The sequence below is a fragment of the Streptomyces sp. NPDC102270 genome (assembly GCF_044766405.1).
Lineage (GTDB): Bacteria > Actinomycetota > Actinomycetes > Streptomycetales > Streptomycetaceae > Streptomyces.
Genome location: NZ_JBIWLX010000008.1, coordinates 233271 through 257046 on the forward strand (window position 1 = coordinate 233271; position 23776 = coordinate 257046).

The following is a 23776-nucleotide window of genomic DNA, read 5'->3' on the forward strand; positions in this document are numbered from 1 at the left end:
GGCTCGGGTGGGACGCGCTACAGAGCGCCCTTCCGGGACAGCTGGTTGAAGGCCAGCCAGCCCGGCAGCACCGGCAGCCACAGGGTCAGCAGACGGAACAGCAGGACGGCCGGGGCGGCGACCTCCTTGGGGAGACCCACGGCGATCAGACCGACCGTCAACGTGGCCTCCACCGCACCCACACCGCCCGGTGTCGGGGCCGCCGAACCGAGCGCGTTGCCGGCGAGGAAGACGACGGCGACGCTGGCGATGCTGAGCGACGTCCCCTCCTGGCCGAAGGCGCGGATCGAGGCGTCCAGGCACATCACGAAGCAGGCCGTCAGCAGCAGCATGCCGCCGATGCCGGTGACCAGCTTCTGCGGCCGCTGGAGCACGTCCAGCATGCGCGGCACGACACCCGCGAACAGCGACCTCACGCGCGTGACGACGAATTTCCTCAGGAACGGCACCGAGGTGACCACGAGCACGAGCACCGCCACCGTCAGCAGGCCCGCGATGACGGTCCGGGACGGCGACAGCGACGGCGTCTTCTCGGTACCGGTCAGGTAGCCGAAGGACAGCAGCATCAGGATGTGGCAGCCGAGCCCGAACAGCTGCGAGGCCCCGACACTCGCCACCGCGAGCCCCGGCCGCACCCCCTGGCGTTGCAGGAAGCGGGTGTTGAGCGCCACACCGCCCACCGCGGCCGGTGCGACGATCTTCACGAACGAACCGGCGACCTGGGCCGCGACCGTCCGCAGGAACCCCACCCGCTCGGGCACGAAGCCCAGCAGCGCCATGGCGGCGGCGAAGTAGCTGGCCGCCGAGAACAGCACGGCCGCGGCGACCCAGCCCCACTCGGCGTTGGCGACGAGGGGCCCGAACTCGATGTGGGTGAGCTGCGTCAGCAGGAAGTACGCGCCGATGGCACCCGCGATGAAGCTCATCAGGGTGCGCGGCTTGACCCGCTCCAGACGGGCCGGTTCGACCGGCGCCTGCGGCCTGATCAGCAGCACCTGGTGGCGGATCTGCGTCAGCAGGTCCTCCTCGCGCGCCTCCTCGATGGCGTCGTCGATGGCCCGCTTCTCCGCCCGCGCCTCCGCCTTGGCCGTCTTCTTGTCGGGCTTTTCGAGTACGGGCCTGGCGTCGTCCGGCGCTTCCTCCAGACGGGCCTGCTTGGCCTGCTGGGACGCCTCGAGGACGGCCTCGCGCTCGCGCTGGGCCCGCTCCCTGGCCAGTCTGCGCAGCGTCGCGCGCGTGGAGCGCGTCAGCGCGATGGGCTGGAGCATCGGCAGACAGTCGGCCACGGCGTCGGGACCCAGGATGCTGACCGCCGAGGCCACCGCGCGCTCCGCACCCGCCAGCAGCCCCAGGGTCGTCACCAGCTGGGCCACGTCCATGCGCAGCAGCAGGGTGCTCGCCGCGATCTCACCACCGCGCAGATCGGTGAGGATCACCGCGCCGGAACGATCCACCACGATCGCGTCACCCGCGAGCCTGCGGTGCGCGATGCGCCGCGACTGCAGCGCCTGCACCTGACGCCAGGTGTTGCGCAGCAGTTCGTCGGTGATCTCGTCCTCGGCCAGTGACTCGAGCGTGCGCCCGCCGGTGTGCTCGTACACGAGCATCACGGCGTCGGGACCGAGTTCGGAGGTGGCGATCAGCTTGGGCGCGTTGGCGCCGGCCGCGATCGCCGCGTAGGCGAGCAGCGCCTCCTGCTCCAGCGCCTGCCTGAGCGACTGGAGGCTGCTGCGGGTGGCGAAGCCGCGCAGCGTGAGATTGCGCCACACGCGGTAGAAGAAGCCCTGCGCCTGCCGCTCCCGGTCGACCACCGTCACGTCCAGCGGCGGACCGTCCTCCAGGGTGACGAAGTAGCGCCGGCCGCGGTCGCCGTTCTCCGCGGTCTCCGACACCTCCTCGCGGGCCGCGCTGACGGGGTGGAAGCCGACGGTCCGCAAGCCGGCGATCAGCGTCTGCCCGGTGGGCCGGACATTGGGCGAGCCGACCGCGTAGAGCGTCCCGTAGGCGACCGTCCAGCCGATCAGCACCGTCAGGATGATCGAGAACGGTGTGGTGTAGCCGGTCACGAGCATCGAGAACGCGTCGAGCATCAGCACGATCCACAGGACCGCCCGCCAGCGCGGCCTGCGGGACATGCCGACGGCCGTCATATAGGCGATGACGGGCGCCAGATAACCGTGCACCGGGTCGGTGAGGGCGTGGACGTCACCGGGGGAGGGCTGGGTGAGCGCCTCCTGGATCGAGCCCGGTGCGCCCTTGGCGACCCACAGGTCGGTGGCGAGCGTCACACCGTGGGCGAGGACCGCGGCAAGCACACCGTCGGCGATCCGCAGCCCGTCACGCTTGATCAGCCGCTCGATCGCGAACGCGACCGGGACCAGGAGGATCGCGATGCTGGAGGCGAGACCGGCGATCTTGATGAGCAGGTCGGGCGCCTGCCCGGTGCCCTTGTTGATGTCCTGTTCGAGACCGGAGGTGGTGCCGTGCGCGAACGCGGCGATCGCGAGCAGCACGACGATGGCCAGCACGCCGACCAGCAGCCGCATCAGGTCGGAGGGCCGGTGCACGCGCGCGGGGAGCAGCGGTTCGTCGCTCTCGACCTCGTCGGCGTGCACCTCCTCGACGCAGTCGTCGGTTTCCTTGCCGTCCGCGGCGGCGGTGTCGGGGCGCGACGAAGCGTCAGAGGTGCTCTCGGCGCCCTCCGGGTGCACACCCTGTGGCTTCATCGTCTCTTCTTGATCTCGTATCACCAGTCACCGCCCGCACGATGGTGGCATGCCCCACCGACACGCGGGGATGTCAGGGTGCACATGCGGGGGCGCACAGTCTGCCGGAAGCGCCGTCACCGGGCGAGGGATACGCACCGTCGCGAGCCCGTCACATTGTCGGTGGGGTGGTGCAGGATGGGGCGGATGAGCGAGCAGAGCCTTCCTCAGGACGCCCACCCGGAGTACGCGGACGCGCTGCCGGAGTACGCCGAGCGGGTCCTCGACGTCGCCGAACGCATTCCGCCTGGGCGTGTCATGACATACGGCGATGTCGCCGAGTGGCTGGAGGAGGGCGGCCCGCGCCAGGTGGGCCGGGTCATGGCCCTGTACGGGGGAGCTGTCGCCTGGTGGCGGGTGGTCCGCGCGGACGGCGTCCTGCTCCCGGGGCACGAACTGCGGGCGCTCGACCGGTACCGCGCCGAGGGCACGCCCCTGAAGGAGGCGAGCAGAGCCGCCGACGGCCATCTGCCCCGCCTCGACATGAGACGGGCGCGTTGGGACGGCGGCGATCGGGCGGAGGGTCACACCTGACAGCTTCCGCCATCCCGCGGGCCCGGGAGCACCCTGAGGCCCGTACGGGGGAAACTGGGCACGTCTGTGGCATGCCGTACGTTCGTGGGGTGAGGGACGTACGAGTCGCAAGCGTCGCGTGGGCCGCACGGGTCGCGCGGGAAGAAGCGGAAGCCCTGCTTCCATACTCGGCGTCGGCGTAGCGTCGGCTGCACACGTCCCCCTCACCCCCCGTCCACCGCCCTCCACGCGCGGCGGGCCGCCCGACAGCACACCCACCAGGACCGGCGAACCACGTGAGCTCCTCTTCCTCCACCAGGCGTCTGTCGCACTCCCAGGTGCGACAGGGGGCCCGTGGCGCTTATCGACTGGTGCGTACCCCACGGGCCCGCGTGGATCCCCCTCGTCTGGACGCCGCACAGCGCGCCGTGGTTGAGCACGGAACCGGACCGTTGCTCGTTCTCGCAGGTCCGGGCACCGGCAAGACCACCACCCTCGTCGAGTCGGTGGCGTCACGAATCGCCCGTGGAGGGGACCCCGCGCGCGTGCTCGTGCTGACGTTCAGCCGCAAGGCGGCCGTCGAACTGCGCGACCGCATGGCGCTGCGCATAGGAGCGGCGCGCGCCCCGCAGGCAACGACCTTCCACTCGTTCTGCTACGCCCTGGTCCGCGCCCACCAGGACAGCGACCTGTTCGTGGAACCGCTGCGGCTGCTGTCGGGACCCGAGCAGGACGTCACCGTGCGCGAACTGCTGGCCGGCCAGCCCGACCTGGAGCGGCTCGGACTCGCGCACGTGCGCTGGCCGGACGAACTGCGCGCCTGTCTGACCACCCGGGGCTTCGCCGACGAGGTCCGCGCGGTCCTCGCCCGCAGCCGCGAACTGGGCCTCGGCCCCGGAGCCCTGGACGCCTTCGCCCGCCGTATCGGCCGCCCCGACTGGCGGGCCGCGGCCGCCTTCCTCGCCGAGTACCTCGACGTCCTCGACCTGCAGGGCGTCCTCGACTACGCCGAACTGGTCCACCGCGCGGTGCTCCTCGCCCACCGCCCCGAGGTGGCCGGGCGACTCGCCGCCCAGTACGACGCCGTGTTCGTCGACGAGTACCAGGACACCGACCCGGCCCAGGTACGGCTGCTGCAGGCGCTCGCCGGGGGTGGCCGCACCCTCGTCGCCTTCGGCGACCCCGACCAGTCGATCTACGCGTTCCGAGGCGCGGACGTGAACGGCATCCTCGACTTCCCGTACGCCTTCCCGCGCGCGGACGGCCGCACGGCCCCTGTCGAGGTCCTGCGCACCTCCCGCCGCTCCGGCTCCGATCTGCTGGCCGCGACCCGCCTGGTGACCCAGCGCATGCCCCTGACCCGGCTGCCGGCCGAGAAGGTCCGCGCCCATCGGGAGCTCGCCCCGGTCCGCGAGGGGGGGCGTGTCGACGTCTACACCTTCCCGACCCCCGGCACGGAGCTGGACAACATCGCGGACATCCTGCGCAGGGCACACCTGGAGGACGGTGTGCCCTGGGGCGATATGGCCGTCCTGGTCCGCGCGGGCTCCCGCACGATCCCGACCGTGCGCCGCGCGCTCACCGCGGCCGGCGTGCCCCTGGACATCGACGGCGACGACCTGCCACTGCGGCACGAGCCCGCGGTGGCACCCCTGCTGACGGCCCTCAGGGCGGTGGCCATGGCGGAGGCCGCGGGCAGTGCCGTGGGGCCTGAAGAGGCACGGCCCGACGAGAACGCCGCGTCCCTGGGACCGTCGTCGGACGAGGAAGCCGCGTCCGCGGAACCGTCGTCGGACGAGCAGGCCGCTCCTGAGGAGGTGCCGTCGGATTCCGAGGCACCGCCGGCGGAGCTCTCCTGGCTGGACACCGAGACCGCCCTCACCCTCCTCGCCTCCCCCCTCGCCGGTATGGACGCCGCCGACCTGCGCCGCCTCGGGCGAGCCCTGCGGGACGAGGAGCGGGCCGCGGGCAACGCTTTGCCGCCGCCCTCCGACGTGCTGCTCGCGCGGGCACTCGCCGAGCCCGAACGCCTGGCCGTGCACGACCCCGCGTACGCGCGCGGAGCCCAGCGGCTCGGCGCGCTGCTCGGCAAGGCCCGTGAGCGTCTCGCGAACGGCGGCAGCGCCGAGGAGGCGCTGTGGGACCTGTGGGAGGGCACGCCGTGGCCCGCGCGTCTGGAGCGGGCCGCCCGGCGCGGCGGCGCCGCGGGGCGCAACGCGGACCGGGATCTCGACGCCGTGTGCGCACTGTTCGCGACGGCCGCGCGCGCGGAGGAGCGCACCGGGGGCCGCGGCGCCCTGAACTTCCTGGAGGAGATCGACGCCGAGGACATCGCCGCCGACACCCTCACCCGGCGTGCCGTACGCCCCGACGCCGTCCGCCTGATGACCGCGCACCGCTCCAAGGGCCTGGAGTGGCGGCTGGTCGTCATCGCGGGCGTCCAGGAAGGTCTGTGGCCGGACCTGCGCCGCCGCGGCTCCCTCCTGGAGGCCGACCGCATCGGCCGTGACGGACTCGCCGAACCGCTCACCCCGGGCGCCCTGCTCGCCGAGGAGCGCCGCCTGTTCTACGTGGCCGCCACGCGTGCGCGTGAGCGACTCGTCGTCACGGCGGTGAAGGCACCGGCCGACGACGGCGACCAGCCCTCCCGTTTCCTGACCGAACTCGGCGTCGAACCCAAGGACGTGACCGGCCGCCCGCGCCGCCCCCTGTCGGTCGCCGCCCTGGTCGCCGAACTTCGCGCCACCACCGTCGATCCGCGCGTCTCCGACACCCTGAGGAAGGCCGCCGCCCGTCGGCTGGCCCGGCTCGCCGCCCTCGCCGACGAGGACGGCCGCCCGCTCGTCCCCTCGGCGCACCCCTACCGCTGGTGGGGCATGTTCGAGCCGACCGAGTCCAAGGTGCCGCTGCGCAACCGCGACCAGCCCGTCGTGCTCTCCGGCAGCGCCCTCGACCAGCTCGCCAACACCTGCGCCCTCCAGTGGTTCCTGGGCCGCGAGGTGAAGGCCGACGCGCCCGCGACGGTCGCCCAGGGCTTCGGCAACGTCGTGCACGTCCTCGCCGACGAGGTCGCCTCCGGGCACACCCCCGCCGACCTCGACGTGCTCATGGAGCGCCTCGACTCCGTGTGGAACGCGCTCGCCTTCGACGCGCCCTGGAAGTCGGCGCAGGAGAAGGAGCACGCGCGCGTGGCGCTCGAACGCTTCCTGAAGTGGCACGTCATGGACCGCACCGGCCGCACCCCGGTGGCCAGCGAGCACGACTTCGACGTCACCCTCGAAGCGGGCGAGGTCGAGGTACGCATCCGCGGCCAGATGGACCGCGTCGAGACCGACGGCGAGGGACGCGCGTACGTCGTCGACTTCAAGACCGGCAAACAGCCGGTGAGTTCCGCCGAAGTCGAACGTCACCCCCAGCTCGCCGTCTACCAGCTCGCCGTGCGCGAGGGCGCCGTCGACGAGGCCTTCGACGGCGTACGGCCCGAGCCGGGCGGCGCCGAACTCGTCCACCTGCGGCAGGGTGCCCCCAAGCGGGACGGCGGCGAGACGCTGCCGAAGGTGCAGGCGCAGGAGCCGCTGGAGGGGGAGTGGGTCGGCGACCTGCTCGCCACGGCGGCCGGCAAGGTCCTCGACGAACGGTTCACCCCGAACGCCGGGCAGCACTGCAGCCACTGCGCGTTCCGGGCGTCGTGCAGCGCCCAGCCCGAGGGCCGGCAGGTTGTGGAGTGAGGTGAACATGCCGGTGTGATCAGTCGCACCACGCGTGCTGACCTGCGCATCCTCCGGCCCGAAGGGCGATTCGTCCTCCGCTGTCAGTGCGCGCCGCTAGCCTCTGCGACATGCCCGCCCGTATCACCGATCCCGATCAGCTCAAGGAGCTCCTCGGCATCCCGTTCACCCCGGAGCAGACGGTCTGCATCACCGCGCCGCCCGCCCCGCAGGTGATCGTGGCCGGCGCCGGCTCGGGCAAGACGACGGTGATGGCGGCCCGCGTGGTCTGGCTGGTCGGCACCGGCCAGGTCGCCCCCGAACAGGTCCTCGGCCTCACCTTCACCAACAAGGCCGCCGGTGAACTCGCCGAGCGCGTCCGCAAGGCACTCGTCAAGGCGGGCGTCACCGACCCCGACGTCATCGACCCGGACAACCCGCCGGGCGAGCCCGTGATCTCCACGTACCACGCCTTCGCGGGCCGCCTGCTGACCGACCACGGCCTGCGCATCGGCCTCGAACCGACCTCACGCCTCCTCGCCGACGCCACCCGCTACCAGCTCGCCGCGCGCGTGCTGCGCGAGGCCCCCGGCCCCTACCCGGCCCTGACCCGCTCCTTCGCGGACCTGGTCAGCGACCTCCTCACCCTCGACGCCGAACTCGCCGAGCACCTGGTCCGCCCCGAGCAGGTGCGCGCCCACGACGCCCAGCTGCTGCTGACCCTCCAGGGCGCAAAGCTCACCAACGACGCCCTGCGCAAGGTCCCCGAGGCGGCCGCCGCCCGCCGTGAACTCGCCGACCTGGTCGTCCGCTACCGGGCCGCAAAACGCGAACGCGACCTGCTCGACTTCGGCGACCAGATCGCCCTGTCCGCGCGCCTCGCGGGGATTCCCGAGGTGGGCGGCATCCTGCGGGACGAGTTCCGGGTGGTGCTGCTCGACGAGTACCAGGACACCTCGGTCGCCCAGCGCGTCCTGCTGGCGGGTCTGTTCGGCGGCGGCACCGGCCACCCGGTCACCGCCGTCGGCGACCCCTGCCAGGCCATCTACGGATGGCGGGGAGCCTCCGTCGCCAACCTCGACGACTTCCCCGAGCACTTCGCCCACCCCGACGGCCGCCCCGCCACCCGCCAGGCGCTCAGCGAGAACCGCCGCAGCGGCGGCCGTCTCCTCGACCTCGCCAACGGCCTCGCCGAGCCCCTGCGCGCCATGCACGCGGGCGTGGAGGCCCTCCGCCCGGCCCCCGGCGCCGAACGCGACGGCATGGTGCGCTGCGCCCTCCTGCCCACCCACGCCGACGAGATGGACTGGCTCGCGGACTCGATCGCCCATCTCGTACGGACCGGAAAGGCGCCCGGCGAGATCGCCGTCCTGTGCCGCACCGCGACCGACTTCGCCGAGATCCAGGGCGCCCTCGTCGAGCGGGACGTCCCGGTGGAGGTGGTCGGCCTCTCGGGCCTGCTGCACCTGCCCGAGGTCGCCGACCTGGTCGCCGTCTGCGAGGTCCTCCAGGACCCCGGCGCCAACGCCTCCCTGGTCCGCCTCTTGACGGGCCCGCGCTGGCGGATCGGCCCGCGTGACCTCGCCCTCCTCGGCAGGCGCGCCCGGCGTCTGGTGTCCCACACGCGTGTGGACGGCGGCGACGACCCCGACCGCCGGCTCGCCGAGGCCGTCGAGGGGGTCGACCCGGCCGAGGTGATATCGCTCGCCGACGCCCTGGAGACCTTCCTGGAGACGCCCCTCTACAGCGACGGCGAGGACGACGACGGGCTGCCCTTCTCACCGGACGCGCGCGTGCGGTTCGCGCGCCTGGCCACCGAACTGCGCGATCTGCGCCGCTCTCTCGCCGACCCTCTGATGGACGTCCTGCACCGCGTCCTCGCCGTCACCGGCCTGGAGGTCGAACTCTCGGCGTCCCCGCACGCGTTGGCCGCCCGCCGCCGCGAAACCCTGTCCAACTTCCTCGACATCGCCGCCTCCTTCGCGGCCGGGGACAACGAGGCGAGCCTCCTCGCCTTCCTCGGCTTCCTACGCACCGCCGCCCAGTACGAGAAGGGCCTCGACAACGCCCTGCCCGGTGGCGAGAACACCGTCAAGGTGCTCACCGCGCACAAGTCCAAGGGCCTGGAGTGGGACGTCGTCGCCGTCCCCGGCCTGGTCACCGGGACGTTCCCGAGCAGCCAGGGACGCGAGAAGTGGACCGCCCAGGGCAAGGTGCTGCCGCACGCGCTGCGCGGCGACAGAGACACCCTCCCCGACGTCACCTCCTGGGACGCACGGGGCATGAAGGCCTTCCACGAGGCCATGAAGGACCACCAGCACACCGAGGAACTCCGCCTCGGCTACGTCACCTTCACCCGCCCCCGCTCCCTCCTGCTCGGCTCCGGCCACTGGTGGGGGCCCACCCAGAAGAAGCCCCGGGGACCGTCCGACTTCCTCCAGGCCCTGCACGACCACTGCACGACCGGCCACGGCGAGATCGAGGCATGGGCCGACGAGCCCGCCGAGGACGAGGAGAACCCCGCGCTGCACACCCGGACCGAGGACCAGATCTGGCCCCTCCCTCTGGACGACAGGGCCCTGGCCCGACGCCGGGCTGCCGCCCAGACGGTCCTGGACCACCTGGAGGACCTCGCCGCCCACCCGGGCACCCACCCCGCGGCCGTACACGACCCGGACACCTACGACGATCCGGACTGGCCCCCGCCGCCGGACGACGACGAGGCGCCGTACGGCGACGGACCGCCGTACGCCGAGGAGTCCCCTTTCGAGGACGAGACCGTCGGGGAAGACGCCCCCGACGACTGGGACACCTTCACGACGGACCGCCCGGCCGTCCCGCACCAGGCCACCGCCCCGGAGCCCGTCACCGCACCGGCACGCCCCCATCCCGCGGAACCGGAACCCCTCACCCCGGAGGAAGCCCGCGCCATCGCCTCCTGGGACCGCGACCTCGACGCTCTCACCGGCGAACTGCTGCGCACGCGGCAAGCGGTCACCGACGTACCCCTGCCCGCGTCGCTCACCGCGTCCCAGGTGCTCCGCCTGGCCGCCGACCCCGATGGGCTCGCGCAGGAACTCGCGCGCCCCATGCCGCGCCCTCCGCAACCCGCCGCACGTCAGGGCACCCGCTTCCACGCCTGGGTCGAGGCCCGCTTCGAAGCCCTGACCCTGCCCATGCTGGAGCCGGACGACCTGCCCGGCAGCGACGCCGAGATCGCCGACGAACGCGACCTGGAAGCCCTCAAGGACGCCTTCGAGCGCACCGAGTACGCCCACCGCACCCCCTACCGCCTCGAGACGCCCTTCCAGCTCGCCATCGCGGGCCGCGTGATCCGGGGCCGTATCGACGCCGTCTACCGGCACAGCGACGGGGACACCACGACGTACGAGATCGTCGACTGGAAGACCGGCCGCACCCGCACCGCCGACCCCCTGCAGCTCGCCGTGTACCGGCTGGCCTGGGCCGAGCGGCAGGGCGTGCCTGTGGAATCGGTCACTGCGGCGTTCCTGTACGTCCGCACCGGAGACGTCGTACGCCCCAGGAACCTGCCGGACCGGGCCGCCCTGGAGCGGCTGCTCACCCAGGAACCGGGAGGGCGATCGGACGGCTTCGAGCCGGCGAACTGTGAGGAACCGCCCACCGAGGATGTCGGTGCGGGCCGATAGGCTCATGACCATGAGCCAACCCGTTGACAGTGTCGTCAGCGCTGTCCGTCCGTACATCGAGCAGCACCGCGCCGCCTTCCTCGACGACCTCGCCGAATGGCTGCGCATCCCGTCCGTCTCGGCCCAGCCCGACCACGGACCCGATGTACGCCGCAGCGCCGACTGGCTCGCCGCCAAGCTCAAGGAGACCGGTTTCCCCACGGTCGAGGTCTGGGAGACCCCGGGCGGGCCCGCCGTCTTCGCGGACTGGCCCGCCGGGGACCCCGCGGCGCCCACGGTCCTCGTCTACGGCCACCACGACGTACAGCCCGCCGCCCGCGAGGACGGCTGGGACAGCGACCCCTTCGAGCCGGTCGTCCGCGACAACCGTCTCTACGCGCGCGGGGCGGCCGACGACAAGGGCCAGGTCTTCTTCCACACCCTCGGCGTCCGCGCCCACCTCGCCGCCACCGGCCGCACCGACCCGGCGGTGCACCTGAAGCTGCTCGTCGAGGGCGAGGAGGAGTCCGGCTCCCCGCACTTCCGCGCGCTGGTCGAGGAGCGCGCCGACCGGCTCGCCGCCGACGCCGTGATCGTCTCCGACACCGGCATGTGGGCCGAGGACACCCCCACCGTGTGCACCGGCATGCGCGGCCTCGCCGAATGCGAGATCCGCCTCTACGGCCCCGACCAGGACATCCACTCCGGCTCCTTCGGCGGCGCCGTCCCCAACCCGGCCACGGCCGCCGCCCGCCTCGTCGCCGCGCTGCACGACGAACACGCGCGCGTGGCGGTCCCCGGGTTCTACGACGGCATCGCCGAACTCACCGACCGTGAGCGGGAGCTCTTCGCCGAACTGCCCTTCGACGAGGAGCAGTGGCTGCGCACCGCCAAGTCGCACGCCACCCACGGCGAGGCCGGACACACCACCCTGGAGCGCGTCTGGGCCCGCCCCACCGCCGAGGTCAACGGCATCGGCGGCGGCTACCAGGGCCCCGGCAGCAAGACGATCGTCCCGTCCTCCGCGATGGTCAAACTCTCGTTCCGGCTGGTGGCCGGCCAGGACCCCGGCCACATCGAGAAGGCCGTCCGCGCCTGGGCCGTCGAACACGTGCCTGCCGGGATCCGGCAGGAGATCACGTTCGGCGCCGCCACGCGCCCGTGCCTGACCCCGCTGGACCACCCCGCCCTCACGTCCGTCGTACGGGCCATGGGCCGCGCCTTCGACCAGCCGGTCCGCTTCACCCGCGAGGGCGGCTCGGGGCCGGCCGCCGACCTCCAGGAAGTCCTCGGCGCACCCGTGCTGTTCCTCGGCATCTCCGTGCCCTCCGACGGCTGGCACGCGCCCAACGAGAAGGTCGAGCTCGATCTGCTGCTCAAGGGTGTCGAGACCTCCGCGTACCTGTGGGGTGATCTCGCCGAGCACTGGAGCCATGCGCCCTGACCGTCCCGCGCCGCCCGGACCGGCAGCGCGCGGGGCACACTGAAAGAGCCGCCCCGCACCGCGAAGCCCGCCGGGCCGGGTCGCCCTCCGTCGTACGTCCACCGAACCGCCCGCTGAAACAATCCGCTGCACCGGGGGAGTTGGAAGCACCCGTGACCACCTGGACCGACCACACCGCCGACCGTCCTGTCTCGCTCACCGCCCCCAGCGGCATCGACCGCGCCGCGCACCACCGGCTCGACGAGGCCTGGCTCGCGGCGGCATGGAGCCACCCCACGACCCGCTGCTTCGTGGTCTCCGGAGGTCAGGTCCTCATAGACGAGACGCCGGACGGCCGTACCGAACTCGTCATGACCCCCTCCTTCGAGGCCCCGCTCACCGAGGCGCACCGCTACTTCCTCGGCATCGACGAGGACGGCGTCCGCTACTTCGCCCTCCAGAAGGACGCCCTGCCGGGCCGCATCGACCAGTCCGCGCGCCCCGCCGGTCTGCGCGAGGCCGGACTGCTGCTGTCCGCGCGCGAGGCGGGCCTGATGGTGCACGCGGTCGGCCTGGAGAACTGGCAGCGCACCCACCGATTCTGCTCCCGCTGCGGCGAGCGCACCGTCATCGCCGCGGCCGGCCACATCCGCCGCTGCCAGGCCTGCGGCGCCGAGCACTACCCGCGCACCGACCCGGCCGTGATCATGGCCGTCACGGACGACGAGGACCGCATCCTGCTGGGCCGCCAGGTGCACTGGCCGGAGGGCCGCTTCTCGACGCTGGCCGGCTTCGTCGAACCGGGCGAGTCCATCGAGCAGTCGGTGCGCCGCGAGGTCTTCGAGGAAGCCGGCATCACCGTCGGCCCGGTCGAGTACGTCGCCAGTCAGCCCTGGCCGTTCCCCTCCAGCCTCATGCTCGGCTTCATGGCCCGCGCCACCTCCACCGACATCAACGTCGACGGCGACGAGATCCACGAGGCCCGCTGGTTCTCCCGCGACGACCTCCAGGCCGCCTTCGAGTCCGGCGAGGTCCTGCCGCCGTACGGCATCTCGATCGCGGCCCGTCTGATCGAGCTCTGGTACGGCAAGCCGTTGCCGACGAGGAGTTTCGTCTGAGAGGCCGGGCATGTCCGGCCCGTACTGGAACCACAACGTCCACTACCACCCCTTGGTGCTCGACGCCGTCCCTGACGGCTGCCGGGAGGCCCTGGACGTCGGGTGCGGGGACGGGCTGCTCGCCCGCAAGCTGGCCGGCAAGGTCGCGTCCGTCACGGGCGTCGACCGCTCACCGGAGATGATCAGGCAGGCGCGCGCGGCCGCCTCCGGGAACATCACGTTCCTGGAGGCGGACTACCTCGACGGAACGGCCCTCACCGCGGGCACGTACGACTTCGTCAGCGCGGTCGCCGTGGTGCATCACGCGCCCTTCGAGGACGCGGTCGCCGGCCTGGTCCGGCTGCTGGCCCCCGGTGGACGGCTCGTGATCGTGGGGATGGCGTACAACAAGACAGGGCTGGACCGGGTGATCAGCGCCTGCGGCCTGCCTCTGTCCCTGTTCCTCAGAGGGCTGCGGGGCGGCAGGCGGGCCCCGGCCGGTATGCCCATGGAGGACTCGGCGATGCACTGGGGCGAGGCCCGTCGGGCCGCCCGCCGTCTTCTGCCCGGCTGCCGTTACCGGCGTCGACTGCTGTGGCGCTATACGGCGGTGTGGGACAAACCACAAGAAGGCGGTTCCTGAGCTGCCTCAGGAACCGCCTCCGTGCCCGCGCACCTACGCGCTGATCTTCTGCTTCACCTGCGCCAGCGACGGGTTGGTCAGCGTCGAACCGTCTGCGAAAAGTACAGTCGGGACTGTCTGATTCCCGCCGTTCGCCTTCTCCACGAGGGCCGCGGACGCCGGGTCCTGCTCGATGTTGATCTCGGTGTACGCGATGCCCTCGCGGTCCAGCTGCTTCTTCAGCCGCTGGCAGTAACCGCACCAGGTGGTGCTGTACATCGTCACAGTGCCCTGCATGTCTCGCGCGCTCCTTCGGTGGCTCGGGGACGAGGCCGTCCTACGGGGAACGTATGCGACCGGGACGCCATTCCCGCCCCGGGGTGCTTGGCCAGGTGACGCCTGCCGCATTAGTACGACTGCGGCTACCTGCCTGTGGACAACCGGCTCACCCGCCTCCGCCGACCTGGCAGCATGGCCATGTGACAGCAGCAACGCACTCCACGCTCTTCCCGCACACACCGGATACGGCCGACGCGGTGCTCGAAGGGCTGGACCCCGAGCAGCGTGAGGTGGCCACCGCCCTGCACGGGCCGGTGTGCGTGCTGGCGGGCGCCGGCACCGGCAAGACTCGGGCGATCACCCACCGCATCGCCTACGGGGTCCGGGCCGGGATCCTCCAGCCCTCCAGCGTGCTCGCCGTCACCTTCACCAACCGTGCCGCCGGGGAGATGCGCGGACGCCTGCGCCAGCTCGGCGCCGCGGGTGTCCAGGCGCGTACGTTCCACTCGGCGGCCCTGCGGCAGCTCCAGTACTTCTGGCCGAAAGCAGTCGGTGGCTCCATGCCCCGGCTCATCGACCGCAAGGTCCAGCTCGTCGCCGACGCGGCCGCCGCCTGCCGCATCCGCCTCGACCGGGGCGAGCTGCGGGACGTCACCGGCGAGATCGAGTGGTCCAAGGTCACCCAGACCGTGCCGTCCGACTACGCCCTCGCAGCCGCGAAGGCCGGCCGTGAGACCCCTCGCGCCGCGGCCGAGATCGCCCAGCTCTACGCCGCCTACGAGGACCTCAAGCGCGACCGTGCCGTCATCGACTTCGAGGACGTCCTGCTGCTGACCGTCGCCGTCCTCCAGGACCGGCACGACATCGCCGAGCAGGTCCGTGCCCAGTACCAGCACTTCGTCGTCGACGAGTACCAGGACGTCAGCCCCCTCCAGCAGCGCCTGCTGGAGCTGTGGCTCGGACAGCGCGACACCCTGTGCGTCGTCGGTGACGCCAGCCAGACGATCTATTCGTTCACCGGAGCAACTCCCGACCATCTGCTCGACTTCCGCACCCGCCACCCCGGCGCCACCGTCGTCAAGCTGGTCCGCGACTACCGCTCCACCCCCCAGGTCGTCCATCTCGCCAACGGCCTGCTCGCCCAGGCCCGCGGCCGCGCCGCCGACCACCGGCTGGAACTGATCTCCCAGCGCCGGCCCGGCCCCGAGCCCGTCTACACCGAGTACACCGACGAGCCCGCCGAGGCCGAGGGTGCCGCCCGCCGCATCCGGGAACTCATGAACGCGGGCGTCAGGGCCAGCGAGATCGCCGTCCTGTTCCGCACCAACTCCCAGTCCGAGACCTACGAACAGGCCCTCGCCGACGCCGGTGTGCCCTACCAGTTGCGCGGCGCCGAGCGGTTCTTCGACCGGCCCGAGGTGCGCAGGGCCATCGTCAACCTCCGGGGCGCGGCCCGCTTCGGCGGCAACGACTCGCGGCTGGACGACGCCGTCGACCTGCCCTCCCAGGTGCGTGCCGTGCTCTCGGGCGAGGGTTGGACCACCAAGACGCCGGCCGGCTCAGGGGCCGTCAGGGAGCGCTGGGAGTCGCTGGCCGCCCTGCTGAACCTCGCGCAGGACTTCACCGCCGCGCGATCCGGCGCCACCCTGAACGACCTCATGGCCGAACTCGACGAGCGGGCCGGTGCCCAGCACGCCCCGACCGTCGAGGGCGTCACCCTCGCCTCGCTGCACTCGGCCAAGGGTCTGGAGTGGGACGCCGTGTTCCTGGTCGGTGTCGCCGAGGGCATGATGCCGATCACCTACGCGAAGACCGACGAGCAGATCGAGGAGGAACGCAGGCTCCTCTATGTCGGCGTCACCCGCGCCCGCGAGCGCCTCCATCTCTCCTGGTCGCTCTCCCGCTCGCCCGGCGGCCGCCCCAACCGCCGCCCGAGCCGCTTTCTCGACGGGCTGCGCCCCGGCTCCACCGCCACCACGGGGCGGAGCGTCGGCGGCGGCCCCGGAGGCGTCGAGCGCGGCTTCGCGAGCGCCGTCGGCGCCGCCCCGAGACGCACCCAGCGCACCCCGGCGCGCTGCCGGGTGTGCGGGCGCACGCTCACCGACGCGGGCGAGCTGAAACTCATGCGTTGCGAGGAATGTCCCTCCGACATGGACGAGGGGCTGTACGAGCGGCTGCGCGACTGGCGTGCCGTACAGGCGCAGCGCAGCGGACAGCCGGCCTTCTGCGTCTTCACGGACAAGACGCTGATGGCCATCGCCGAGACCGTGCCCGACGACGAGCACGAGCTGGCGCGGATCCCGGGCGTCGGCCTGCGCAAGCTCAACCGCTACGGAGCCGATGTGCTGACCATCTGCGCAGGCCGGGAGCTTGCGGAGGAAGAAGACGAGGGCTGATTTCAACTCGTCGAAAAAATAGTTTGCGCATGCCCCAGCAATCCCCATAGGTTCTTAGCCACGGGGACGGAGGCCTTCTCGGAGGCCCCGATTCCGTGCTCTACTTGCATATCCGTCGGACAGCGGCTCGCGCCGCCGTCCCCCGAGACGCCGAGAGGAGGCGATTGAAGTGATCAGCATCAACAGCAGCCAGGCCATCAGCACCGCCAAAATGACCGATCGCTCGGTCGTCTCCACCTGCATGCTCGGCGTTTCGAACCTGGGCACCGGTCTGTCCGGCGTTCCTGCCGTGCGTCCGGCGTCCTCCGTGTCTCTCGCGGTCCTTCCCGTCCGTGAGCGCAATGAGCGACCGACCAAGGCACTGGAAGCAGTAGTGGCACAGGCGCATGTCTATGCCTTTGCGGCGGCCGGTGCCGGATTCCGGAAGCAGACGACGCAGCACCACCTGATGTGGGCCTTCCGTGGGCCAGAACCCTGGAGTGATCCAGCCTGATCGCCGATCAGGCCGGCGCCTTCAGGGCCGCGGAACCCCATCCGGGATCCGCGGCCCTTCTGTTTTCCCCGAACGGGGAGAGCGGAGCGAAGGGGCCTCGGGACAAGAAAAGAACCCGGTACCAAGCGACCACCGGTCCCACAGGGCCGGACCGAACAGACGAGGAAGACGAACCGTGCAACTCGAAGCGCACGCCCCGTCCGTACCGCCTTCCGAAACGATCCCCCCGCCCGGCCTCACGGAGGACTCCACCTTGATCCCGCTCACTGCGCTCACCGCGCTCGACGACGCCATCGAGAACCTCGGCGTACCCGTCCCCTGCCGTTCCTACGACCCGGAGGTCTTCTTCGCCGAGTCGCCGGCCGACGTCGAGTACGCCAAGTCCCTCTGCCGCACCTGCCCGCTGATGGAGGCATGCCTCGCCGGCGCCAAGGAGCGGCGTGAGCCCTGGGGCGTCTGGGGTGGAGAGCTGTTCGTCCAGGGTGTCGTCGTCGCCCGGAAGCGGCCGCGTGGCCGCCCGCGCAAGAACCCGGTCTCGGCATGAACATCGCAGGAACGATCGACCGCCCCCTCACGAACGACCCCACGAAGCAGGCCCCGATGAAGCCGTCCACCAGCGAGCCCGCAGGCTCCGCGATCCCAGACTTCACCACCACGGACGCGAACGACTCGCGTCAGAACAGGACCCGAGAGATGCAACTCATCCCAGAAGCCCTGGCTCGTGCGCATATGCACGACCGGCTGCAAGAGGCCGAGCAGGAACGCCGGGCGATCCGCCTGGCGACCGCCCGCCGGATGCAGCGCCGGGCCGAGCGCGCCTCCCTGCGTGCTCGCCGAGCGCTGGCCATGGCCGTCATGCAGTAACGCGAACCGGTGCGGTAACCCGACCCGGTAGTTCCCCGCGGGGGCCGGTCCGTCCATCGGACCGGCCCCCGCGGGGCGTTGTGCGCAGCCGGGCCCGGCTCACGCCTCCGCGGCCGACTCCTGCTCGTCCTGTTCCTCCTCCGGCACGAACCCCGGCAGCCACTCCTCCAGTTCCTCGCGCAACCGCACCGTCGCGCCCAGCTGGCAGAGGACACCGATGGTGCTCAGGGTGACCCGGTGTATCAGCAGGTATGCCGGGGGGAGGTTGAGCTGTTTGCCCAGTTGGTGGGCGGGGGAGCGGGGGTCCGCGATCCGGGCGGCCTGACTGCGCATCCAGCCGCGGGTGAAGGTGAACTCGTCGACCTCGGCCGGTTCGATGATCGGCAGGAGGTAGTCGAGGACCGCGTCGGGATCCAGCTCTATGGACTCCTTGACGAAACCCTCGACCCGGAGGAGTTCGTAGACCGCCTCCGCCTCACCGTCCAGCGTCATGCGCAGGCAGGTGCCGATGGTGTCCGGCAGACCGCCCTGGAGCCGGTCGACCGTGCCGAAGTCCAGGACGCCCAGGCGCCAGTCCTCCTCGCCGTCCGGTCCGCCGGGCAGGAGCCGGAAGTTGCCCGGGTGCGGGTCGGCGTGCAGCAGGCCGGTGCGCGCGGGGCCGGAGAAGAGGAACCGGGCCAGGAGCTGCCCGGCGCGGTCGCGCTGCTCCTGAGTACCGTCCGAGATCACCTCCGACAGCGGGACCCCCTCGATCCACTCCGTGATCAGGACCTGGTCGCTCTGGTGGACCACGGCCGGAACCACGACGTCCGGATCGTCCGCGAACTCCTCGGCATGGGCCTGCTGGGCCTGCGCCTCCAGGCCGTAGTCGAGCTCCTCCGAGACCCGGTCGCGCAGCTCGGTGATGAGCGGCTTGATGTCGATGCCGGGAACCAGGGGCCCCAACAGGCGAGCGAAGCGGCCCAGTTGGGTCAGGTCGGACAGCAGGGCCTCCCCGGCCCCCGGGTACTGGACCTTGACCGCCACCTCGCGCCCGTCACGCCATACGGCCCGGTGCACCTGGCCGATCGACGCCGCCGCGGAGGGCTTGTCGTCGAACTCGGCGAACAGCTCCCGCCAGCCCTCGCCCAGACGCTCCTCGAGGACCGCGTGCACGGTGCGGGTCGGCATCGGAGGCGCCGCCTCCTGGAGCTTCGTCAGGGCCGCGCGGTAGGGGCCGGCCACCTCCTCGGGGAGCGCCGACTCGAAGACGGACAGGGCCTGGCCGAACTTCATGGCCCCGCCCTTGAGCTCTCCGAGCACCTTGAACAACTGGTCCGCGGTGCGCTGTTGCAGTTCGCGGCCGACGATCTCCGCGGACTCGCCCACGATCCGCTTGCCGAGTCCCCAGGTGGCCCGCCCGGCGAAGCCGAGCGGGAGCGCGGCGAGCTTGGCGGTTCGGGTGACCGCCTTCCGGGGAAGATCAGACATGCGCCCTCCAGGTCCCAGCCGGCCGTGGCGCGGTTGCCTTACGGCACAACTCCTCCGACGACCGTTGCTCCATCATTGTCTCGTGCGCAGCCTCCTCCTTGGAGGTGTGTTCTCCCTTACCTTTCTCCGCGGCCCCGCACGGACATGCGGGATGCGGCGGGACCGGCCGGGCGTGCCAGGTCATACCGGGCAGTGAGACCTCCCAGCGGGCGCCCGCGCTCGACGGGAGGCGGCCGTCCAGGAAAGCGAGCGTGTGAGCGGCCGCGAGACCGGCGACCGTCGTGGCCAGTGCCAGGTCACAGGGGCGCACCGACAGTCGTCTGCTGCCCGAGCGCCACTGCGCCACCAGCCGGGGCCAGGCCTGGTCGCGGTCGGTCCGCGCCTCGTGCAGACAGCCCGCGCAGCCCGTCTCGCCCGGCAGGACGAGAGGACCGACCACTCCTGTGGCCTCGACCACACCGGCGTACAGATGCGGTGTGCCGGACCGTACGAGGGGTTCGCCGGTGGCCGGGGCGGGCGCGTGGACCTCGACGTCGTCCCGCGGGGCGAGGACGACCAGGGAGAACCCGGGGTCGTCCGCCGTCACCGAGGCCCGGGAGCCGTTGCGCGGCGGGCGTCCGGGGGCCGCCGCGGACACGGCCCGGCGTGCGGCGGCATCCCTGCGGTCGCCGACGGAGGCGGCGGGGAGCCCGCCCGGGGCGACGTCCCCCGGCTCGACCCGGCCGCCGTCCCGCACGTCGACCTCTCCGACGCCGGCTCCCGAGAGCAGTGCGGCCAGCGCCACGCCCACCCGGCCGGCCCCTCTGACCTGTACGCGCAGTGAGCGGCGGGCGGCCAGGAGTCTCATCGCGTCACCCGGCTCCGACGTGGTCAGCGAGAGGGAGGCCAGGTCGGGTGCCAGCCGGTCGAGGACCTCCTTCTTCCCCCGCAGCGCGTCCGCCGCCGGCCCGCCGCCCCTGGCGTCGTCGACGAGTCCGGCCCGCGCCAGCCGTCCCACCAGCGTGTCGACATGGCCGTCGGGCAGATCCATACGGCGTCCCTCCTCCCGCAGCAGCGCGAGACCGCGCGTGCCGTTGAGCAGGTCGAGGAAGCTGCCCGTCGCCGTGTCGATGGGGCCCAGCGTCAGCGCGTGCGCCGGGGTCATCCCGAACTGCACGGTGTTGAGATCGCGCCAGCCGCGCCGCAGCGCCGGTTTCATCTGCGGAACCATCGTGTACTCGAGCGGAACCACTGCTTGCATGACAGGCCCCCGTAGCCCTCGTAGAACGTCCCCGTCCGCCGCCGGAGCCCGGACCACGGTCGATCGCGGCTGCGGCGGCGATGCCAGCATGCCCGGACCCGGGGGGCAGGTGCCGAAAGTTGTCCACAGGTGGGGGCCATTCGTCGTACAAATCAGACGCATGGTGGGCGATCGGAACCGAACCGTCCCGGAGTCGGGACTTCCCCCGTGTGCAGAGGGTAACGTCAGGGCGTGCCCGCCGACCCACTGCACAGCGCCGGAATGCCACAGCGCAGCACGACGAGCCAGCCGCCGAGCGGCTCGGGGGCGAGCGCGATCGAGGTGCGCAGGAGCAGCCGTCGACGCCGGACGGTCTCCGCATACCGCGAGGGCGATCGCACCGTCGTGCTCATCCCTGCCCGGATGTCCGAGGCGGAGGAACAGCGCTGGGTGAGCGTCATGCTCGACAAGCTGGCCGCCCAGGAGAGCAAGCGGGTCCTCGGCGACACCGAACTCTCCGAGCGCGCCCAGCGTCTCTCGGCCCAGTACTTCGACGGCCGGGCGCGGCCCACCTCGGTCCGCTGGGTCACCAACCAGAACACCCGCTGGGGCTCGTGCACCCCGGCGGAGGGCAGCATCCGGCTGTCGCACCGGCTCCAGGGCATGCCGGAGTACGTCGTCGACTACGTCCTGCTCCACGAGCTCGCGCATCTGCTCGTGCCCGGACACGGACCCCGCTTCTGGCGGCTGCTGGAGGCCTATCCGCGCACCGAGCGGGCCAAGGGCTATCTCGAGGGTGTGGTCGCCGCGGACCGGTTGCCGCATCTTCCGGGCGTCTGACCGACGACTCGAACGGGTTTTTGTACCGGATCTGTACCGACCTGAGCCGGTGTCGGTGTTTGCCGTTAGCCTGTCGCGACGCACTTGCATTCGGGATGGGGGACGGTCGTTACGCATGGCCAGGGAATTCCAACGCGGCCACAAGGCCAAGATCAGTGACCTGACCGCGGGCACGGACCTGTACGTGGGAGTACAGATCTCGGGCCCCGGACTGACCTTCGACATCAGCTGCTTCGGCCTCGACGCCGACGAACGGCTCTCGGACGACCGGTATTTCATCTTCTTCAACCAGCCGAAGTCCCCCGAGGACTCCATCCAGCTCCTCGGCGCGCAGTCGGGCGACACGGAGTCGTTCCGGGTCACACTCGATCGGATTCCGTCGCAGATCCAGAAGCTGTCGTTCACGGCGACGATCGACGGCGCCGGCCAGATGTCGCAGATCGCCCCCGGCTATCTCCGTATCGTCGCCGGTGGCGAGGAGGTGGCCCGCTACTCGTTCGACGGCAGCGAGTTCTCCACCGAGCGCGCAGTGATGCTGGGCGACCTGTATCTGAAGGACGTCTGGCGGTTCGCCGCGGTCGGCCAGGGCTTCGACGGCGGTCTGGACGCACTGCTGAAGAACTTCGGCGGCGAGGTCGCCGAGGAGGAGCCCGCGTCCGCGCCCCAGCAGCCCGCGGTCCCGGCCCAGTCCCAGGCTCCGGCCTTCGCCCCGCCGCCGCAGGCCGCCGCGCCGCCCGCGCCCGCACCGGCGCCCTCGTTCGGCGCACCGCAGGCCCCCGCGGCCCCCGCGCCCGCCCCGTCCGTCCACGCCGCTCCGGCCATCGCCGGGACCACCCCGCCCGCGCCCGCCGCGCCGACGAGTCCGCAGACGTTCACCCCTCCGGGTCAGTACACCCCGCCGGGCCAGACGTTCACGCCGCCCGGCGCACCTCCGGCGGGCCAGTACGCGCCCCCCGGCGCACCCGCCGGCCAGTTCACGCCCCCGGGCGCTGTGGCCGGCCAGTTCGCGCCTCCCGGTGCTCCCGGAGCCGTCCCCGGCCAGGCGCAGCCCTTCGGTGGCGGCACCCAGCTCGCCCCCGTGCCGCCCGAGGCCAACGTCCGGGTCGTCCTGACCAAGTACGCGGAAGCCCCCGTCGGCGACCGCTGGACGGAACAGAACCAGAACCTGGTGCGGGCCACCCTCACCAAGGACGCCCCCATCCTCGCCAAGCAGGGCAGCATGGTCGCCTACCAGGGCGACATCGACTTCGCCCACAAGGGCTCGGGTCTGCTCGGCAAGCTCACCGGGGCCCTCACCGGCCAGGGCATGTCGCTGATGCGCTGCACCGGCAACGGCGAGGTGTTCCTCGCCGACGAGGCCAGCCGGGTCTTCGTCATCCGCCTCCAGGGCGAGCAGCTCTACACCAGCGCCCAGGGCGTGCTCGCCTTCGACGAGTCCCTGGAGACCGAGGTCCGCCGCATCGAGGGCGCGGGACTGCCCGGCGGAGGCTTCTTCAGCATGCTCTTCTCCGGCACGGGAGCGGTCGTCGTCAAGACACGCGGCGTGCCGGTCGTGCTGCCCGTCGGCGCGGCCACCTACGTCGACGGCAACGCCGTCATCGCCTGGTCCGCCGGCGCGCAGGCGGTCACCACGACCTCGCTCAGGCTGCGCCGCTCCGGGTACGCCCGGCAGACCACCGAGGCCGTGAACCTCCAGTTCCGCGGCGCCCCCGGCAACTTCGTCGTCGTACAGCCCTTCGAGGTGTGAGGCCATGGACTCCCAGACTCTGAGTGCGCACCGCGCCGCCGCGACCGGCGTCCGTATGAGTGTGCACAGCTCCAAGACGCTCAAGGTCACCATGGTCACCGGGCAGGACCTGATCGCCAAGGCCGGCTCGATGATCGCCTACGACGGCTATGTGCAGTTCGACGGGGCGCCCGCCAGCCTGCGCCGCTCGGCGGAGGAGATGGTCAGCGGCGAGGGCGGCCGGCTGATGCTGGCCCGCGGTGACGGCGACCTGTACCTCGCGGACTACGGCGGCGACATCCTCGTCCTGCACCTCAACGGCGAGGCCCTGTCGGTGAACGGCGCCACCCTGCTGGCCTGCGACGCCTCGCTGGAACTGGCCATCGAACCGGTCAAGGGACTCGCGAAGCTCTCCGGCTCCGGCCTGACCAACCTCGTGGTCAAGGGCACCGGCTGGGTCGCCCTGGTCAGCCGGGGCATTCCGATGGCCCTGGACTGCGCCGAACGCGAGACATACGTCGACCCGGACGCCCTCGTCGCCTGGACGACCGGCCTGGAGATGAAGGCCCGCCGCACCATCAAGGCGAGCGCCCTCATCGGCCGCGGCAGCGGCGAGGCCTTCCAGATCGGCTTCAAGGGACAGGGCTTCGTCGTCGTCCAGCCGAGCGAGGACACCGGCGACCGATTCAAGATCCGGGGCTGAGGGGAGCACCAG

General features: G+C 72.0%; 17 protein-coding genes. 13 read left to right on the forward strand and 4 right to left on the reverse strand.

Annotation, left to right across the window (positions count from 1 at the left end):
- Positions 1-17: 17 nt before the first annotated feature.
- Positions 18-2726, reverse strand: coding sequence for a lysylphosphatidylglycerol synthase domain-containing protein (locus ACIRP7_RS18435; RefSeq protein WP_403660140.1), 2709 nt, complete (start codon positions 2724-2726; stop codon positions 18-20).
- Between the two features lie 186 nt (positions 2727-2912).
- Here ACIRP7_RS18435 and ACIRP7_RS18440 point away from each other — a divergent pair, with 186 nt between their 5' ends.
- The 6 genes from ACIRP7_RS18440 to ACIRP7_RS18465 all read left to right on the forward strand — a co-directional run bounded on the left by ACIRP7_RS18440 (position 2913) and on the right by ACIRP7_RS18465 (position 13795).
- Positions 2913-3299 (forward strand): MGMT family protein, encoded by a 387-nt coding sequence (locus tag ACIRP7_RS18440; RefSeq protein ID WP_403660143.1) that lies wholly within the window; start codon positions 2913-2915, stop codon positions 3297-3299.
- A 275-nt stretch (positions 3300-3574) separates the two neighbouring features.
- Positions 3575-7006 carry an ATP-dependent helicase gene (locus ACIRP7_RS18445; RefSeq protein WP_403660146.1) on the forward strand — a complete coding sequence of 1144 codons (3432 nt, stop codon included), beginning with the start codon at positions 3575-3577 and terminating at the stop codon, positions 7004-7006.
- 110 nt (positions 7007-7116) lie between these two features.
- Positions 7117-10653: a UvrD-helicase domain-containing protein gene (locus ACIRP7_RS18450; RefSeq protein ID WP_403660149.1), complete on the forward strand. Its 3537-nt coding sequence runs from the start codon at positions 7117-7119 to the stop codon at positions 10651-10653.
- Positions 10654-10663: 10 nt separating this feature from the next.
- Positions 10664-12076 (forward strand): dipeptidase, encoded by a 1413-nt coding sequence (locus ACIRP7_RS18455; RefSeq protein WP_403660152.1) that lies wholly within the window; start codon positions 10664-10666, stop codon positions 12074-12076.
- 152 nt (positions 12077-12228) lie between these two features.
- Positions 12229-13173, forward strand: a complete 945-nt coding sequence (gene nudC / locus ACIRP7_RS18460) for an NAD(+) diphosphatase (RefSeq protein ID WP_403660155.1) — start codon at positions 12229-12231, stop codon at positions 13171-13173.
- Between the two features lie 10 nt (positions 13174-13183).
- A complete protein-coding gene (locus ACIRP7_RS18465) occupies positions 13184-13795 on the forward strand; it encodes a class I SAM-dependent methyltransferase (RefSeq protein WP_403660158.1) in 612 nt (203 codons plus the stop codon).
- A 33-nt stretch (positions 13796-13828) separates the two neighbouring features.
- Here the strand turns inward: ACIRP7_RS18465 and ACIRP7_RS18470 are convergent, their stop codons facing one another.
- Positions 13829-14071, reverse strand: coding sequence for a mycoredoxin (locus ACIRP7_RS18470; RefSeq protein WP_403660161.1), 243 nt, complete (start codon positions 14069-14071; stop codon positions 13829-13831).
- A 53-nt stretch (positions 14072-14124) separates the two neighbouring features.
- On the opposite strand from ACIRP7_RS18470, the gene ACIRP7_RS18475 reads away from it, so the two are divergent.
- The 4 genes from ACIRP7_RS18475 (at position 14125) to ACIRP7_RS18490 (ending at position 17806) form a co-directional block, all read left to right on the forward strand.
- Entirely contained in the window at positions 14125-16449 is a 2325-nt protein-coding gene (locus ACIRP7_RS18475) for an ATP-dependent DNA helicase UvrD2 (RefSeq protein ID WP_403660165.1), read from the forward strand.
- A 169-nt stretch (positions 16450-16618) separates the two neighbouring features.
- Positions 16619-16942: a hypothetical protein gene (locus ACIRP7_RS18480; protein ID WP_403660168.1), complete on the forward strand. Its 324-nt coding sequence runs from the start codon at positions 16619-16621 to the stop codon at positions 16940-16942.
- 175 nt (positions 16943-17117) lie between these two features.
- Positions 17118-17486 (forward strand): WhiB family transcriptional regulator, encoded by a 369-nt coding sequence (locus tag ACIRP7_RS18485; RefSeq protein WP_351836836.1) that lies wholly within the window; start codon positions 17118-17120, stop codon positions 17484-17486.
- Complete coding sequence (locus ACIRP7_RS18490) at positions 17483-17806, forward strand: hypothetical protein (protein ID WP_352390280.1); 324 nt, start codon at positions 17483-17485, stop codon at positions 17804-17806. The genes ACIRP7_RS18485 and ACIRP7_RS18490 overlap by 4 nt, the downstream gene beginning before the upstream one ends.
- Before the next feature lie 99 nt (positions 17807-17905).
- Here ACIRP7_RS18490 and ACIRP7_RS18495 read toward each other — a convergent pair whose 3' ends face one another.
- Positions 17906-19276, reverse strand: coding sequence for an ABC1 kinase family protein (locus ACIRP7_RS18495; RefSeq protein WP_403660173.1), 1371 nt, complete (start codon positions 19274-19276; stop codon positions 17906-17908).
- Entirely contained in the window at positions 19269-20486 is a 1218-nt protein-coding gene (locus ACIRP7_RS18500; RefSeq protein ID WP_403660686.1) for a TOMM precursor leader peptide-binding protein, read from the reverse strand. The genes ACIRP7_RS18495 and ACIRP7_RS18500 overlap by 8 nt, the downstream gene beginning before the upstream one ends.
- A gap of 261 nt (positions 20487-20747) precedes the next feature.
- On the opposite strand from ACIRP7_RS18500, the gene ACIRP7_RS18505 reads away from it, so the two are divergent.
- The 3 genes from ACIRP7_RS18505 (at position 20748) to ACIRP7_RS18515 (ending at position 23764) form a co-directional block, all read left to right on the forward strand.
- Positions 20748-21335: a M48 family metallopeptidase gene (locus ACIRP7_RS18505; RefSeq protein ID WP_352390277.1), complete on the forward strand. Its 588-nt coding sequence runs from the start codon at positions 20748-20750 to the stop codon at positions 21333-21335.
- A 115-nt stretch (positions 21336-21450) separates the two neighbouring features.
- A complete protein-coding gene (locus ACIRP7_RS18510) occupies positions 21451-23082 on the forward strand; it encodes a TerD family protein (RefSeq protein WP_403660177.1) in 1632 nt (543 codons plus the stop codon).
- A 4-nt stretch (positions 23083-23086) separates the two neighbouring features.
- Positions 23087-23764, forward strand: coding sequence for an AIM24 family protein (locus tag ACIRP7_RS18515; protein WP_403660180.1), 678 nt, complete (start codon positions 23087-23089; stop codon positions 23762-23764).
- The last annotated feature ends 12 nt before the right edge of the window (positions 23765-23776 follow it).